Annotated in this window: 15 protein-coding genes; 11 read left to right on the top strand and 4 right to left on the bottom strand. The window is 44.7% G+C overall.

From position 1 onward, the window contains the following. Positions 1-437 precede the first annotated feature (437 nt). The 5 genes from TW84_RS21220 (at position 438) to TW84_RS21200 (ending at position 5107) form a co-directional block, all read left to right on the top strand. Positions 438-1814 (top strand): PhoH family protein, encoded by a 1377-nt coding sequence (locus TW84_RS21220; protein ID WP_045977614.1) that lies wholly within the window; start codon positions 438-440, stop codon positions 1812-1814. A 118-nt stretch (positions 1815-1932) separates the two neighbouring features. After that, on the top strand, positions 1933-2937 hold the full coding sequence (locus TW84_RS21215) for an ornithine carbamoyltransferase (protein ID WP_045977613.1): 1005 nt from the start codon (positions 1933-1935) through the stop codon (positions 2935-2937). A 247-nt stretch (positions 2938-3184) separates the two neighbouring features. Further along, positions 3185-4114 carry an aspartate carbamoyltransferase gene (gene pyrB, locus TW84_RS21210; protein ID WP_029236336.1) on the top strand — a complete coding sequence of 310 codons (930 nt, stop codon included), beginning with the start codon at positions 3185-3187 and terminating at the stop codon, positions 4112-4114. A gap of 14 nt (positions 4115-4128) precedes the next feature. Beyond that, positions 4129-4590, top strand: a complete 462-nt coding sequence (gene pyrI / locus TW84_RS21205; protein WP_045977612.1) for an aspartate carbamoyltransferase regulatory subunit — start codon at positions 4129-4131, stop codon at positions 4588-4590. 127 nt (positions 4591-4717) lie between these two features. Further along, positions 4718-5107: a RidA family protein gene (locus TW84_RS21200; protein ID WP_045977611.1), complete on the top strand. Its 390-nt coding sequence runs from the start codon at positions 4718-4720 to the stop codon at positions 5105-5107. 55 nt (positions 5108-5162) lie between these two features. Here the strand turns inward: TW84_RS21200 and TW84_RS21195 are convergent, their stop codons facing one another. Both TW84_RS21195 and mdh read right to left on the bottom strand, forming a co-directional pair. After that, complete coding sequence (locus tag TW84_RS21195; protein ID WP_045977610.1) at positions 5163-5354, bottom strand: hypothetical protein; 192 nt, start codon at positions 5352-5354, stop codon at positions 5163-5165. A gap of 100 nt (positions 5355-5454) precedes the next feature. Beyond that, entirely contained in the window at positions 5455-6387 is a 933-nt protein-coding gene (gene mdh, locus TW84_RS21190; RefSeq protein WP_045977609.1) for a malate dehydrogenase, read from the bottom strand. Positions 6388-6718: 331 nt separating this feature from the next. Here mdh and argR point away from each other — a divergent pair, with 331 nt between their 5' ends. From argR to TW84_RS21165, 5 genes are all read left to right on the top strand, one after another. Continuing rightward, positions 6719-7189, top strand: coding sequence for a transcriptional regulator ArgR (argR, locus tag TW84_RS21185; protein ID WP_045977608.1), 471 nt, complete (start codon positions 6719-6721; stop codon positions 7187-7189). A gap of 334 nt (positions 7190-7523) precedes the next feature. Beyond that, a complete protein-coding gene (locus TW84_RS21180) occupies positions 7524-8492 on the top strand; it encodes a TAXI family TRAP transporter solute-binding subunit (protein WP_045977607.1) in 969 nt (322 codons plus the stop codon). Positions 8493-8720: 228 nt separating this feature from the next. Further along, the gene (locus TW84_RS21175; protein ID WP_045977606.1) at positions 8721-11300 is read left to right on the top strand and encodes a TRAP transporter permease; all 2580 of its coding nucleotides are present in this window, start codon (positions 8721-8723) and stop codon (positions 11298-11300) included. A gap of 133 nt (positions 11301-11433) precedes the next feature. Further along, positions 11434-11871, top strand: coding sequence for a universal stress protein (locus TW84_RS21170; RefSeq protein ID WP_045977605.1), 438 nt, complete (start codon positions 11434-11436; stop codon positions 11869-11871). A 144-nt stretch (positions 11872-12015) separates the two neighbouring features. Continuing rightward, complete coding sequence (locus TW84_RS21165; RefSeq protein ID WP_045977604.1) at positions 12016-12408, top strand: DUF2061 domain-containing protein; 393 nt, start codon at positions 12016-12018, stop codon at positions 12406-12408. A 6-nt stretch (positions 12409-12414) separates the two neighbouring features. On the opposite strand, the gene TW84_RS21160 is transcribed toward TW84_RS21165, so the two are convergent. Together TW84_RS21160 and rraB are read right to left on the bottom strand one after the other, a co-directional pair. Further along, a complete protein-coding gene (locus TW84_RS21160; RefSeq protein ID WP_045977603.1) occupies positions 12415-13215 on the bottom strand; it encodes a glycosyl hydrolase 2 galactose-binding domain-containing protein in 801 nt (266 codons plus the stop codon). 132 nt (positions 13216-13347) lie between these two features. Beyond that, entirely contained in the window at positions 13348-13761 is a 414-nt protein-coding gene (gene rraB, locus TW84_RS21155; RefSeq protein WP_045977602.1) for a ribonuclease E inhibitor RraB, read from the bottom strand. Between the two features lie 564 nt (positions 13762-14325). Here rraB and arcA point away from each other — a divergent pair. Continuing rightward, positions 14326-15546, top strand: coding sequence for an arginine deiminase (gene arcA, locus TW84_RS21150; protein WP_045977601.1), 1221 nt, complete (start codon positions 14326-14328; stop codon positions 15544-15546). Positions 15547-15616: the final 70 nt, after the last annotated feature.

The following is a 15616-nucleotide window of genomic DNA, read 5'->3' as shown; positions in this document are numbered from 1 at the left end:
TTTAAATATCTTAGTTGTTCTTGCGTGACTTGAAAGGCAACTGACGGGGAAGTAAATGGTCAGCAGTCACGCCAAAAAGGTCGCTCATATTACTCGAAGCTGTGATATTGGTCACGTACAAACACCTCAAAAACCAACAAATTTTTCTCTATCTTTTGCATGACATCAAAGTGTAAGAAAAGAGTGGCAAATCTAAAAAAGAGAGTTGGAAATCTGACTTATACTCACAGATGATGATGCAGAAGATGGTGTCAATGTTTTGACTGGCACGAGAGATGCATTATTTCGGATGACGATCAATACGGGTTTGTAGCATATCAGCTAACCGACAGCGATCTCTGAGCGACTTAGCGACATGCTGCAAACAACCGCAGGTAGGCCATCATCACAAGCGATTGTGAATGGCAAACAAGCCGCATCACGGCAAGGAGACGCTTATGGGTGACACGGATCGGAAACTTTTTGTCCTAGACACCAACATCCTTCTTCATGAACCTTTAGCCATCTATTCCTTTCAAGAACACGACGTGGTCATTCCAATGACCGTCCTCGAAGAGCTAGACCGAATCAAAGACAGCAAACGCGACGTTGCCCGCGATGCTCGAGTGGCCATCCGCGCCATGGAAGCTATGTTCAAAGACGCCACACCAGATGAAATCTCTGAAGGCATTCCCATCAATCGAGATAAAGAAAATACCGGCCATATCTCTATTCTCGCCGATTTTGAGCTTCAAGAGACTGTTAAGGCATTTGCAGACAAAGCCGGCGATAATCGCATTCTTAATGCGGTACTTTATCTGCAGAACAAACGAGCACCACGTGAAGTGGTTCTGATCACCAAAGACATCAATATGCGCTTACGCGCCAAAGGGGCAGGCGTTCGCTTCGTTGAAGATTATCGTACTGATCAATTAATTGATGACGTTCAGTACCTAACTAAAGGCTTCCAACGAATCGAAGGTGACTTCTGGAGCAATATCAATGAGGTCGAGAGTAAGAACCTTGGTGGTCACACGTTCCATACCCTAGATCGAGAGCCTTTTGAGCCAACTTACATTAATCAGTATGTTATTGATGAAGATAGTGATTTCGCAGGGCGAGTGGAAGACATCACCCCTGACAAGGTAACACTGAAAGATCTCAGCCGCGAGCGTATGATGCATCGTCGAGCGTGGGACATCACGCCTAAGAACATTTATCAAGGCATGGCGTTAGATGCCTTACTCGATCCTGATATTGATTTGGTGATTCTAACGGGGGCTGCGGGTAGTGGTAAAACGCTACTTGCTATGGCGTCCGCTTTGGAGCAAACCATTGAACACGGTATGTTCGACAAGATCATCGTCACACGTAATACGCCAGATATCGGCGAATCGATTGGCTTCTTGCCTGGCAGTGAGGAGGAAAAAATGCTGCCTTGGTTAGCGGCGGTAACGGACACACTGGAAGCGCTACATAAGCACGACCACTGCACTGAAGGCTCATTGAAGTACATCTGTGACAAAGCCAATATACAGTTTAAGTCGATAAACTTTATGCGTGGCCGCTCAATCCAAAACGCGTTTGTCTTACTGGATGAGTGTCAGAACCTGACCGCTTCGCAAATCAAAACCATCATTACTCGCTGTGGTGAAGGTACTAAGATAGTTTGCTCGGGTAACCTGGCACAGATTGACTCCCACTACCTCACCCCTGTTACCTCAGGATTAACCTACATGGTTGAACGCTTCAAGAACTTCGAAGGCAGCGCCAATGTCCACCTAAATGGCGTCGTGCGCAGCCGTCTGGCTGAATTTGCAGAAGAGAATTTATAGTCATAAAAAGCGGGATATTATTTATATCCCGCTGCATTTTAAAAATAATTATTCACAAGTATCACGTAACTATGTTTAACTAGTCCTATTAAAATAATGAGCAATGAAGGACTGAAGCATGGCTTTCAATCTACGTAACCGAAATTTCCTTAAGCTTCTCGATTTCACCCCAAAAGAGATCCAGTTTTTACTCGACCTATCTGCAGATCTTAAGAAGGCAAAATACGCGGGCACAGAACAGAAAAAGCTCGTTGGTAAAAACATCGCCCTGATCTTTGAAAAAGCCTCTACTCGCACCCGATGCGCATTTGAAGTAGCCGCTTTCGATCAAGGCGCACAAGTTTCTTACATCGGCCCATCTGGTTCACAGATTGGCCATAAAGAATCGATGAAGGACACCGCGCGTGTATTAGGCAGAATGTATGACGGCATTGAATATCGAGGGTTCGGCCAAGAAATCGTAGAAGAGCTGGGGCAATACGCTGGCGTACCTGTCTGGAACGGTTTGACCGACGAATTTCACCCCACTCAAATACTGGCCGATTTTCTTACCATGCTTGAACACGGTCGCGGTAAGATGCTCCATGAAATCAAGTTTGCTTACTTAGGCGATGCACGCAACAACATGGGTAACTCTCTGCTGGTAGGTGCAGCAAAAATGGGCATGGACATACGTCTCGTCGCCCCTAAAGCTTTCTGGCCAGAAGAGGAACTGGTGGCAAACTGCCAACAGATTGCTCTACAAACAGGGGCAAAAATCACCTTGACTGAAAGCGTAGATGAAGGCGTTAAAGGTTGCGACTTCCTTTATACTGACGTGTGGGTTTCGATGGGCGAAGCCCCAGAGGCTTGGGATGAGCGAGTTGCTCAAATGAAGCCTTATCAAGTCAATATGGACACCCTAGATAAAACCGGTAATCCACAAGTCAAGTTCATGCATTGCTTACCGGCATTTCATAATGATGAAACCACCATAGGTAAAGAAGTAGCCGACAAATACGGTATGAATGGGCTGGAAGTTACTGAAGAAGTGTTCGAGTCTGACCACTCGATTGTGTTTGATGAAGCAGAGAACCGCATGCACACGATTAAAGCTGTGATGGTCGCAACACTCGGTTCATAACACCAACAAAAATTGCACCATAAAGCGTCGATGTAATCGCTTGCGTTAACAAATCTTCAGCGTATAATGCTCGGCAATTTGTCTGGAGGTAGTGACCAAATGCCACGTAAAACGTGTTCTACAAAACGATTTACATTAGGTAAGCCAAAACGCTTACTGGCTGGTCTTTTTACTATTTCCACCGATTTTTAAAGCCTCCCTATTGGGAGGCTTTTTTATTGCCTAAATTGCAGATGGGACGATGATTATGACGAACACGCTTTATAACAAGCACATTATCTCAATTCCTGAGCTTTCTCGTGAAGAGCTGGAACTGATTGTCAAAACCGCAGGTCAACTCAAAGCAGAGCCTAATCCTGAGCTGATCAAGAACAAGGTGATCGCCAGCTGCTTCTTTGAGCCTTCTACCCGTACTCGTCTGTCTTTTGAAACCGCTATCCAGCGCGTCGGTGGCAGCGTGATTGGTTTTGATAATGGCGGTAACACTTCGCTAGCCAAGAAAGGAGAAACCTTATCGGACTCGGTTCAGGTTATCTCTTCTTATGTCGATGCATTTGTTATGCGTCATCCACAGGAAGGCGCAGCACGATTAGCTTCTGAATTCTCCAATGGTGTACCTGTCATCAACGCGGGTGACGGAGCGAACCAACACCCAACCCAAACTCTGCTCGACCTGTTCTCTATTGCCGAAACACAAGGCCGTCTCGATAACCTCAATGTTGCCTTTGTTGGTGACCTGAAATACGGCCGTACCGTTCACTCTCTGACGCAGGCTCTGGCGAAATTTAACAATGTTCGTTTCTACTTCATTGCGCCAGAGGCACTAGCGATGCCAGATTACATTTGTGAAGAGTTGGATGAAGCTGGTATTGAATACAGCATGCACACAGATATGGAAACCGTCATCCCTGAGCTGGACGTGCTGTACATGACCCGTGTTCAGAAAGAGCGCTTTGACGAGTCGGAATACGCGCACATCAAATCGGCCTACATCCTTACTGCAGCCCTGCTGGAAGGTGCACGCGACAACCTAAAAGTGCTACACCCGCTGCCTCGCGTGGATGAAATCACTGTTGATGTCGATAAAACGCCACACGCCTATTACTTTGAGCAGGCTGAAAATGGCGTCTATGCGCGTGAAGCCCTACTTGCCCTTGTTTTAAACCAATCACTGTAATCTGGAGAATCATCATGGCTAAAGAAACTCAATTGCAGGTTGAAGCAATCAAAAACGGCACCGTTATTGACCACATTCCAGCTCAGATTGGTATTAAAGTTCTCAAACTATTTTCAATGGATAAGTCAGAGCAGCGCGTCACTGTTGGCCTCAATTTGCCGTCTTCGGCCCTTGGCCATAAAGACCTGCTTAAGATTGAAAATGTCTTTATCACTGAAGAGCAGGCAAGCAAACTTGCCTTGTACGCACCACATGCCACGGTTAACCAAATCGAAAACTATGAGGTTGTGAAGAAGCTGGCTCTCGATTTACCAGAACAGATCAACAACGTCTTTGAATGCCCAAACAGTAACTGCATTACCCACGATGAACCTGTAGAAACTAGCTTTAAAGTATTCGAGAAGAAAGATAACGTTCGATTAAAATGTAAGTATTGTGAAAAAGTCTTCTCACGAGAAATCGTCACTGAGCGTTAATCATCTATTAATCATAAATTATCCATCCCTGCTCTCTGCTAGCAGGGATTTTTCTTTACGCCGCCGAGCTTTCACGGCACACTGATTTCCCTTAATTACGTTAACCCACAACAGATGGAACATAATAATGACTAAAGTACTTCATACAGAATCCGCTCCTGCTGCTATTGGCCCATATGTACAAGGTGTAGACCTAGGTAACATGGTACTGACTTCAGGTCAGATCCCGGTAAACCCTGCAACAGGTGAAGTATCAGCAGACATCTCTGAGCAAGCTCGTCAGTCTCTGGATAACGTAAAAGCGGTGGTTGAAGCATCTGGCTTATCTGTTACTGACATCGTTAAAATGACGGTTTTCGTCAAAGACCTCAATGACTTTGGCACAGTTAACGAAGTGTACGGTCAATTCTTCGATGAGCATAATGTGGCAAACTATCCTGCTCGTTCATGTGTAGAAGTGGCTCGTCTACCTAAAGATGTAGGTATCGAAATTGAAGCGATTGCTGTTCGTAAGTAATTTTCGAAAACCATAAAAAAGCGAGCTTAATGTTCGCTTTTTTTACGCTAGAAAATCAATAATATTTGTCACAACCTATATGCAGTTGTGGGTCATCCATTAATTCGCTGATGTCAGCAGAAAACTGCTGATGAGAATCACGCTCCTCAATAAGAATCGCATGGTTCTTCTTATCAACGGCCAAGACTCTTCCAACGCCCTGTTTACATTCCACCAGCATACCTTTTTCGATTTCAGTAATATCCATATCTATCTCCCTTTGTTGTTTAACTATTTACAACCTGAGAGATAAAAAGGATCAAAAAAGCCGACTCAAAAGTCGACTTTTTATAATATTAATTTATGGCTTACTTAACGAAATCCACACCCGTTTGGATGTCGCCGTTCAGTGTTTCTAACATGCCATCAAGTGCGGATTTTTCGAATGTACTCAGTTCACCATAGCTCAGGATCTCTTCAACGCCATCTTTACCCAGCTTCACTGGTTGTGCGAAGAACGGCGCATGCTCACCATCACCTTCGACGTAAGCGTACTCAACTACGTCTTCACCTTGAAGTGCTTTCACTAAAGCAAGACCGAATCTGCACGCCGCCTGCCCCATAGACAGCGTTGCGCTACCGCCACCCGCTTTTGCCTCTACGACTTCAGTACCTGCATTCTGGATACGCTTGGTCAATGCTGCGACTTCTTCTGCAGTAAACTCAACACCTTCAACCTGAGAAAGCAGAGGAAGAATCGTTACACCAGAGTGACCACCGATAACCGGTACACGCACCTCACCTGGATCTTTATCTTTAAGATCCGCAACGAAAGTTTCAGAACGGATAACATCCAGAGTTGTCACACCAAACAGACGGCGCTTATCGTAAACACCCGCTTTCTTAAGAACTTCTGCCGCGATTGGTACTGTCGTGTTAACTGGGTTAGTAATGATACCAATCATCGCTTTAGGACAAACGTGAGCAATTTTCTCTGCAAGAGACTTAACGATACCAGCGTTGACGTTAAATAGGTCCGCACGATCCATACCAGGCTTACGTGCAACACCCGCGGAGATAAGAACAACATCCGCACCTTCAAGGGCGGGTGTTGGATCTTCGCCCGCATAACCTTTGATTGATACTGGCGTTGGAATGTGACTTAGATCAGCAGCGACACCCGGAGTAACCGGAGCGATGTCGTAAAGTGCTAAATCTGAACCTGCAGGAAGGCGGTTTTTAAGTAAAAGGGCTAGGGCTTGACCGATGCCTCCAGCGGCACCAATAACGGCTACTTTCATCGTAGTTCTCCTTGAGATGGATCTCTTTATAAGTCTTGGGGTGATTTGAAATCAACGCTGTCCAAAGCTATAGCAATCACATAATGATTACAATCAATTAACGTCAGCTTTGCGACCTTGCGCAACACAGTAACAACATACCACATACAAGTGTTTATTATCCTCATATTTACCTTTATTGACAAAGGGTTAAGCAATAATAAAGTTGCAATATCTCTCCCCTGTTTACAGTGACATGTTAGACAGATTTAGGGATAGCATTGGCACAATGTGCATAGCTATGCGAGAATATTCACTTGATTTTTATAAAAACAACGGCTGAAAGAGAACCATGCGTCATTCAGAAAAACAAGATAACCTCGTCCGTGCATTTAAAGCATTGCTAAAAGAGGAACGATTTGGCTCCCAAGGGGATATTGTCGAGGCTCTGAAAAATGAAGGCTTCGAAAACATTAACCAGTCCAAAGTTTCCCGTATGCTGACCAAATTTGGTGCTGTTCGTACCCGCAATGCCAAGATGGAAATGGTTTACTGTCTGCCAGCGGAGTTAGGTGTGCCGACAGTATCGAGCTCATTGCGTGAGTTGGTTCTAGATATTGACCGCAACAATGCACTAGTCGTGATTCATACTGGACCAGGCGCAGCTCAGTTAATTGCTCGATTACTCGATTCACTGGGTAAAGCAGAAGGCATACTCGGTGTCGTCGCTGGAGATGACACAATTTTCATTACTCCGACCCTAAATATAACGACGGAACAATTGTTCAATTCAGTCTGCGAACTATTTGAATATACTGGATAAGTTTCAGATATCGCTCCCTACTGTTGAGTCACTTGAGGTCAGTTGCCTTGTGACTCAAATCACATCTTAGACAAATCTCTTCACCCAAATGCGCATTAGGCTAAGCCATTGATTCAACGATGGTTTAACCTGCTAATTTAGGTTAAATTTTCGTTCAAAACGCAGCCAAATTCGCTATAGTTTTTAACAATCGTGTAATTATGTGCCAATTATTTGGTATTATTCTGCCACTTTTTCAACATACGGATTGAAAAAGATGCCGTTTCCATAATAGGAAACTCCCATAGCGACTACACTTGCTCTGGGTTAATAATGGATAAAGGAAGGGAAATTCATGGCATTGAACAAACTTATCAAAGTTGGTGCTATTGCAGCTGCTGTAGTGGGTGCTGGCGCGGTTAACGCTCAAGAATTCATTACGATTGGTACAGGTTCTGTAACGGGCGTTTACTACCCGACTGGTGGCGCGATTTGTAAACTGGTTAATAAAGGCCGTAAAGATCACAATATTCGTTGTTCTGTGGAGTCGACTGGTGGTTCGATCTACAACGTAAACACTATTCGTGCTGGAGAACTGGACTTTGGTATCGTTCAGTCTGATTGGCAGTACCACGGATACAACGGTACAAGTAAGTTTGCTGAACAAGGCCCGTACAAAAAGCTACGTGCAGTGTTCTCTCTACACACAGAACCATTCAACATCATCGCTCGTGCTGATTCTGGTATAGAAAACGTATCTGACCTGAAAGGCAAGCGCGTAAACATCGGTAACCCAGGTTCTGGTGACCGTGCGACTATGGGTGTGGTAATGGAAGCCATGGGCTGGACTAACGACAGCTTCAAGCTTGCTTCTGAACTAAAAGGTTCTGAGCGTTCACAAGCTCTGTGTGATAACAAAATCGACGCGTTCGTTTATGTTGTTGGCCATCCAAATGGATCAATCAAAGAAGCAACTACTTCATGTGATGCGAAGCTAATTTCTGCAACTGGCCCGCAAATCGACAAGATCGTCGCTGACAATCCATATTACGCATTCAGTACAATCCCAGCAGGTATGTACCGTGGTACAGATAAAGACGTAAACAGCTTCGGTGTTGCCGCGACTATGGTGACAACGACTAATGTTTCTGACGATGTTGCTTATAACGTGGCAAAATCTGTATTCGAAAATTTTGATACCTTTAAGCGTCTGCACCCTGCGTTTGCAAACCTTAAGAAAGAAGACATGGTGAAAGCAGGTCTTTCTATCCCTCTACACCCAGGTGCTGAGAAATACTACAAAGAAGTAGGCCTACTTAAGTAACCTCTCTTTGTTCATCAAGGAGGTCACTACCTCCTTGATGCATCAAGCTCTAAGGTATTGAGCAATATCGTATTATTTGGAGTTTCATATTTTTTGAAACTCCTCTTTATTTGTATCTATCACAAACTTACTAATGAGCAATGTTTGATCTTTTCACTAGACTGAAAGATGCAAATCAGGTTCTGACAATCATAAAAAGACAGGCCATTTATAATAAGGATTAAGTACATGTCGAAGACAACATCTCCGTCTCAAGATGTGCAAGAAATGGTAGCTCAAGCCGATACAGGTGCACGTGCCCCTATGGGTATCCCAGGACGCATCTTATGGTTTGTGCCACTGTGTTGGTCATTATTCCAACTTTGGTACGCATCCCCTCTGCCGTTCATATTTAATTTTGGCGTACTCAACGACACTGAAGCACGTTCGATACATTTGATGTTTGCCGTGTTCCTAGCGTTTACCGCTTACCCCGCTCTGAAAACTTCTCCTCGTGACCATATCCCTGCTCTGGATTGGCTACTGGCATTAGCCGGCAGTTTCTCCGCTGCTTATATCTACATTTTCTACACCGAGCTGGCTGGCCGATCAGGTGCTCCAACAACATTTGACATTGTTGTTGCTGTTATAGGAATGGTGCTGCTACTGGAAGCGACACGTCGTGCACTAGGTCCACCACTGATGGTCGTTGCCGCCGTGTTCTTACTGTATACCTTTGGTGGTCCGTACATGCCCGATGTGATTGCTCACAAAGGCGCCAGTCTGAACAAAGCAATGTCTCATCTATGGTTAACAACCGAAGGTGTATTTGGCGTTGCTCTGGGTGTATCCACATCATTCGTATTCTTGTTTGTACTGTTCGGGGCAATGCTGGAACGCGCAGGTGCAGGTGCTTATTTCATTAAAGTCGCTTTCTCTTTGCTGGGACATATGAGAGGTGGGCCAGCTAAAGCAGCAGTAGTCGCATCAGGTTTATCTGGTCTGGTTTCAGGCTCTTCAATCGCCAACGTTGTTACCACTGGTACTTTCACAATCCCACTAATGAAACGTGTCGGTTTCCCAGGAACAAAAGCAGGCGCAGTAGAAGTTGCCGCTTCAACCAATGGTCAGTTAACGCCACCAATAATGGGTGCAGCTGCATTCCTAATGGTTGAATACGTAGGAATTTCTTACGTCGAAGTCATCAAGGCGGCAATCCTGCCTGCTCTGATTTCTTACATCGCGCTAATTTACATTGTCCACCTTGAAGCATGTAAAGCGGGCATGACTGGTCTTCCTCGTCGTCATAATCCAACACTGCTGGCTAGCTTACTGTCTTTCACTGGCACAATTCTTGGTCTATGTGTGATTAGTGCCGCTGTTTATTATGGTGTCGGCTGGACTAAAGACGTATTTGGTGATGCCGCTACACCAATCGTCACCGTTGCTTTGCTACTGTCTTATGTTGCTCTGGTTAATATCTCAGCCAAATATGCCAAAGAAGGCGCGATTGAGATCGATGCAGAGCTAACTGAAGTACCAGATCCTGGCCCAACCATCAAGTCAGGTTTACATTACCTACTCCCAATTGTTGTGCTAGTTTGGTGTCTGACCGTTGAACGATTCTCTCCAGGTCTATCCGCTTTCTGGGCGACGGTTTTCATGATCTTTATCCTGATCACTCAACGTCCTCTAATGGCAGCTCTTTCTCAACAAGGATCGATTGCAGAACAAACCATAGAAGGCTTTATTGACTTACTTGAGAGTCTAGTTTCTGGTGCGCGTAACATGATCGGTATTGGTGTTGCGACTGCAGCTGCAGGCACAGTTGTTGGTGTGGTAACTCTCACCGGTATTGGTTTGGTGATGACGGACTTCGTCGAGTTTATCTCGGGCGGTAACATTATCTTGATGCTTCTGTTCACCGCTGTGATCAGTCTGATCTTGGGTATGGGCCTACCAACGACAGCAAACTACATCGTAGTTTCTACACTAATGGCTCCTGTTATCGTGACGCTGGGTGCACAAAGCGGCTTAATCATCCCTCTGATCGCCGTTCACTTGTTTGTGTTCTACTTTGGTATTCTGGCCGACGATACACCTCCGGTTGGTTTAGCAGCCTTTGCCGCTGCGGCGATCGCCAAGTCGGATCCAATCAGGACCGGTATTCAGGGCTTTACTTACGATATTCGTACCGCCATCTTGCCTTTCATGTTCATCTTCAATACACAACTTCTTTTAATGGGAATTGAGAGTTGGTGGCATTTGTTGCTCACGATCATATCTTCCGTCATTGCAATGCTGATATTCTCTGCAGCAACACAAGGCTGGTGGTTTACTAAGAACAAGTGGTGGGAAACAGTTCTGCTATTGGCTCTGACGTTTACTTTCTTCCGCCCTGGTTTCTGGTGGGATCAAATTTACCCAGCCAAAGTACTTCACCCAGGTACAGAGATCGCGCAGATCACTGAACAGCTAGCAGTTGGTCAAGAGATTGAGCTTCTTGTTGCGGGTGAGAACCTTGAAGGCGATTTCATCTCGAAGACCGTCCGACTGCCGTTCGAGGACAGCGCAAAGTCCGCTGAAGATCGTATCTCATCTATGGGTCTAATGCTGAATAGCAGCAATGGCCGTATGTTGGTCGATATGGTCGAATTCGGCAGCCCAGCAGAAGCAGCTGGCGTTGATTTCGACTGGGAGATTCGCTCGGTTGTAGTGGATGCAGATCGACCAATGAAAGAGTGGGTCTTCGTTCCTGCACTGCTTCTGCTCATCGGTCTAGGTATGAACCAGAGAAGACGAGCTCGCAGGGATGAATTGAGCGCGTAACTTAGTTAGCCTCGCTCCATAGAAGGAAGTGAGGCTACAATTAGCTAATCCACTTAAATTCGGTGGATTTGGTATTAACTAAGGATGCATATCTCAGCCATTTCCATGGTTGAGACTGAATAGAGAGCTATCGATGTATAAGCAAATTCTTGTTCCTGTCGATCTGAACGACAAAGGCTTTTCTGATAAAGCACTTGAGCTGGCTGTCTGGCACGCCAAGCACTCCAATGCTCAAGTTCATCTTCTGAACGTATTACCAGGTATTCACATGTCTATGGTTGCGACCTACTTTCCAAAAGATGCCGCAGCGAAAATGAAAACCGACGTTGAGAATCAGCTGAAACAGTTCGCTGTCCAGCACATTCCTGAAGAAGTGGTCTACAAAGCGCACGTAGCCGAAGGCAAAGCGTACGCGACTATTCTCGACTATGCGGAAAAGCTCGGTGCCGACCTGATTGTGATGCCAAGCCATAAGCGTTCTAAACTGGATAAAGTGGTATTGGGTTCTGTCGCCAGTAAAGTGGTTCAGAACTCACCCATCAATGTCTTGGTGGTAAAACCGCAAGGCTAAGTTGATTGAATAAAGACAAAAGGCGCTCTATTGAGCGCCTTTTTTAATAGTTACTAACGATTGATATTATAGTTTCAATCGAATTTAACTAATGATAATAATTATCAATAATTATCCTATCAACACCAAAGACTGGATCACATCATGAAAAAGACATTAACCTTTGCAGCTATTCACTTCTCAATCGCTTTCACGGTCGCGTATCTATTAACGGGAGATATCTTGATTGGTAGTCTGATTGCCATGATCGAGCCTATGGTGAACACCGTTGCGTTTTATTTTCATGAACAAGTTTGGCAAGCCTCACCCCAGTTGAAAAAACGTGAGAACGCTACAGCGCTGAAAACCACCAGCTTTGCCGTTGTGCACTTTAGTGTGGCGTTTAGTGTTGCTTATCTTTTGACAGGGAGCTGGTTAGTTGGTGGCGTTATGGCCGCGATTGAACCAAGTATTAATACTCTCGCCTATTATTGCCATGAGCGAGTATGGCAGCGCAAACAAAGCCCGCTATTTTCACAGCAAACGGCTCACTTTTGAAAACCACTACACAGGGAAGTGGGTCACGCAGAGATCTTTACTCAGTCCGATATTAAATTTCTGCGTTTGGCCATCCAACATCACTTCTAGCTGATATAGAGCATTGAGATCAGGCTGGCTGGCATCGAAATAGATCGGCGCTTCGACTTGAAACAGAGCGCTCACATGATCATTTCGTACATCAATAGGCAGGTGATAGGTCATTCCATTGAATTTAACTGCAGCAGAAATCAGCCCCGGTTTGTAGGTACTGTAATGAAGATCGACCAAAAACTCACAACCACCGCCGTGGTGCCAGATCTGCTCGGTGACAACATGATCTAAACGTACATGGCGAATAAACTGCAGGTAAGGCTCTTTCCATATACCCAATCGTGAATCAAACCTTTGGTTAGGTTGTTCACCTAAAGGACATATATCCAACCTGTCTTCTTCGAACAGAAGTTCTTCTTCCTCTTCGAGAAACAAGATCTCAAAGCGATTTCGACCGAGCTGCATGTAAGGACGAATGTCTTTTTTGTATTCGGCCTGTGAGCCATCACAATCAAACAGCGCTATACCATTGAGTCGCACTTCAGCATGGTAATCTACACCACCAAGCACCAAATCTACGGCTGGAAACGCCAGCATCGCTTCATCAACTTCAATATCGTGCATCAAGTGCCACTCTTGCTCAGCGATATCTTGTTCGCACAACGTATCAGGTAACCGCTCGCTTAATGCTGCAGGAAAAGTAATGTCATCCTGAGGAACAGAAAGGTCAGTAAGCGGAGAGATCTGCCATAAGCCTGCGAGTGATAGCTGCATGTTTCCCTTATTAAAATTGCGCTAGATCAAGTTTGGGTGATTATAAAGAATCGTCTGAATGAAAGATACTTATCCCTCGCCGAATGACAGCGACAAAAAAACCAGCCTTAGGCTGGTTTCTTCAACAACTTGTTACTCTTCGTCGTCATCTTCTTCTGGGTACAGTGCATCTTCGCCTTCGTAGTAGGTACCCCAACCGTCATAGATGATGTCATATTTCTCTGCAAGATGAATCAGCTTCTCTACTTGAGCATCAATTGTTTCTGCATCAAGAGCCGATTCCATTGTCGCATCACAGCACAGCAGTTTGTTGCCATCTTCATCTTCTGTTTCTTCTGCTTCTAATACTTCAAAACCCATTTTAAACGCTTCAACAACGGCTTTTTCCAGCGTATCGAAATCTTCAGCAAACAGGTGATGTTCTATTTCATATAACGCATCTGGATCACTACCGTCTTCTCGTAAGGCTTGGATGATCTCGCGAGTCTCTTCCTTTTGAATCTCAATTAATTCTTCAACTGATAGATATTCGTCTTCATGAGACATAAGTCGGCTCCAGATAGTGACAAGATTGATCGATTTTTACCGCAACGGAATATCGCATGGATCCAGCGAAATTACTACCCGCAATCTATTCGGATCGTCATCTTTATCGAGGCAATGATGAACGATCTCACCGGATCCAGCTCACAACATCGAAAACTTAACATTTTTTTATCATACGTGTGATTCAGAATTATCTGTGGTCATCGATCACAGTTTGCTACCCGTCGTTGTGAGTTTTTATTTTTCAGAGCTGCATATCTTAGGAAAAATGACAACTGCATAGAAATATAACTTTCTGTCACCAGCTTGCAAAGTTGTGAATAGCTATGCTGAATTCAATTTTAATTTGTCAAAATCTTTCAGATGACATGACGAATAGAGTCGCAAAGTCAGCGCACAGATTTCACAGTTGCTTTTTAGACAAAAAGTCTATAAATGGTAAAATTATAAAAATTAAAGACCGAAAAAATAACAAATACCAGTCTTTGAGACTATCATTACCACTTGCATCTTGATAACAACCTTGTCATAAATACGCATTGGATATTATTGTAAGGACGCAAAATGAGTAAGTTGTACGTAGGCTCAGAAGTAGGCCAGTTAAGACGTGTATTGTTAGCCCGACCAGAGCGAGCGTTAACCCACCTTACCCCTTCAAACTGCCATGAGCTACTGTTTGACGATGTTCTTGCTGTCGAAGCGGCAGGAGAAGAGCATGATCAGTTTGCACAAACTTTGACGAATCAGGGTGTCGAGGTATTGCTACTTCACGATCTCCTTGTAGAGACTTTGGCAGTCAAAGAAGCCAAAGAGTGGTTACTAGATACTCAGATTTCTGATTTCCGCTACGGTCCGACGTTTGCCCGTGACCTACGCCATTACTTATCGGATATGGATAATGAACACTTAGCAACCATCTTGCTCGGTGGCTTAGCTTACTCAGAGTTACCGATACAGTCTGCATCAATGTTACCTAAGATGCATCGTCCACTGGACTTTGTTATCGAACCATTACCAAATCACCTCTTCACTCGTGATACATCATGTTGGGTTTACGGCGGTGTGTCTCTTAACCCAATGATGAAAGCAGCTCGTCAGCGCGAAACAAACCATCTACGAGCAATTTATCGCTGGCACCCTGTATTCGCAGGACAAGACTTCATCAAGTACTTTGGTGATGAAGATCTGCATTATGACAACGCCAATATTGAAGGCGGTGACGTACTGGTTATCGGTAAAGGAGCAGTGTTGGTCGGTATGTCTGAACGAACAACAGCTCAAGGTGTAGAGAATTTAGCAGCAAATCTATTTAAGAATGGTCAAGCGAAAGAAGTGATTGCCATTGATTTGCCCAAACACCGCTCTTGTATGCATTTAGATACAGTAATGACCCACATGGATATTGACACTTTCTCAGTTTATCCCGAGATCATGCGCAAGGACCTTGATACTTGGCGCCTAACATCGAAAGGGGAAAATGAGATGAAGGTAGAACAAGTGTCAAGTTACACTCATGCTATTGAGCAAGCATTAGGCGTCGATGATCTTAAGATTATCACTACTGGCGGCGACAACTATGAAGCTGAACGTGAACAATGGAACGACGCGAACAACGTCCTAACTGTAAAACCAGGGGTGGTGATTGGTTACGAACGTAACGTTTACACTAACGAGAAGTACGACAAAGCAGGTATCGAAGTTCTGACCATTCCGGGTAATGAACTGGGCCGCGGACGCGGTGGTGCTCGTTGTATGAGCTGCCCAATTGAGCGTGACGATATCTAAAGAGAAACAGAACAAAAAGGGTTGATGTGGAAACATCAACCCTTTTTTCATTGTTTGTCTCGTCCTGAAA

The sequence above is a fragment of the Vibrio neptunius genome (assembly GCF_000967495.1).
Taxonomy (GTDB): Bacteria; Pseudomonadota; Gammaproteobacteria; order Enterobacterales; family Vibrionaceae; genus Vibrio; species Vibrio neptunius.
The sequence above is the reverse complement of the archived record's forward strand: the minus strand, read 5'-3'. Positions and strand labels throughout refer to the sequence as shown.

Excerpts from the sequence above, each read along its gene's own strand:
- TW84_RS21220 (WP_045977614.1), top strand. The coding sequence starts at position 438 with ATGGGTGACACGGATCGGAAACTTTTTGTCCTAGACACCAACATCCTT.
- TW84_RS21215 (WP_045977613.1), top strand. The coding sequence starts at position 1,933 with ATGGCTTTCAATCTACGTAACCGAAATTTCCTTAAGCTTCTCGATTTC.
- pyrB (WP_029236336.1), top strand. The coding sequence starts at position 3,185 with ATGACGAACACGCTTTATAACAAGCACATTATCTCAATTCCTGAGCTT.
- pyrI (WP_045977612.1), top strand. The coding sequence starts at position 4,129 with ATGGCTAAAGAAACTCAATTGCAGGTTGAAGCAATCAAAAACGGCACC.
- TW84_RS21200 (WP_045977611.1), top strand. The coding sequence starts at position 4,718 with ATGACTAAAGTACTTCATACAGAATCCGCTCCTGCTGCTATTGGCCCA.
- TW84_RS21195 (WP_045977610.1), bottom strand. The coding sequence starts at position 5,354 with ATGGATATTACTGAAATCGAAAAAGGTATGCTGGTGGAATGTAAACAG.
- mdh (WP_045977609.1), bottom strand. The coding sequence starts at position 6,387 with ATGAAAGTAGCCGTTATTGGTGCCGCTGGAGGCATCGGTCAAGCCCTA.
- argR (WP_045977608.1), top strand. The coding sequence starts at position 6,719 with ATGCGTCATTCAGAAAAACAAGATAACCTCGTCCGTGCATTTAAAGCA.
- TW84_RS21180 (WP_045977607.1), top strand. The coding sequence starts at position 7,524 with ATGGCATTGAACAAACTTATCAAAGTTGGTGCTATTGCAGCTGCTGTA.
- TW84_RS21175 (WP_045977606.1), top strand. The coding sequence starts at position 8,721 with ATGTCGAAGACAACATCTCCGTCTCAAGATGTGCAAGAAATGGTAGCT.
- TW84_RS21170 (WP_045977605.1), top strand. The coding sequence starts at position 11,434 with ATGTATAAGCAAATTCTTGTTCCTGTCGATCTGAACGACAAAGGCTTT.
- TW84_RS21165 (WP_045977604.1), top strand. The coding sequence starts at position 12,016 with ATGAAAAAGACATTAACCTTTGCAGCTATTCACTTCTCAATCGCTTTC.
- TW84_RS21160 (WP_045977603.1), bottom strand. The coding sequence starts at position 13,215 with ATGCAGCTATCACTCGCAGGCTTATGGCAGATCTCTCCGCTTACTGAC.
- rraB (WP_045977602.1), bottom strand. The coding sequence starts at position 13,761 with ATGTCTCATGAAGACGAATATCTATCAGTTGAAGAATTAATTGAGATT.
- arcA (WP_045977601.1), top strand. The coding sequence starts at position 14,326 with ATGAGTAAGTTGTACGTAGGCTCAGAAGTAGGCCAGTTAAGACGTGTA.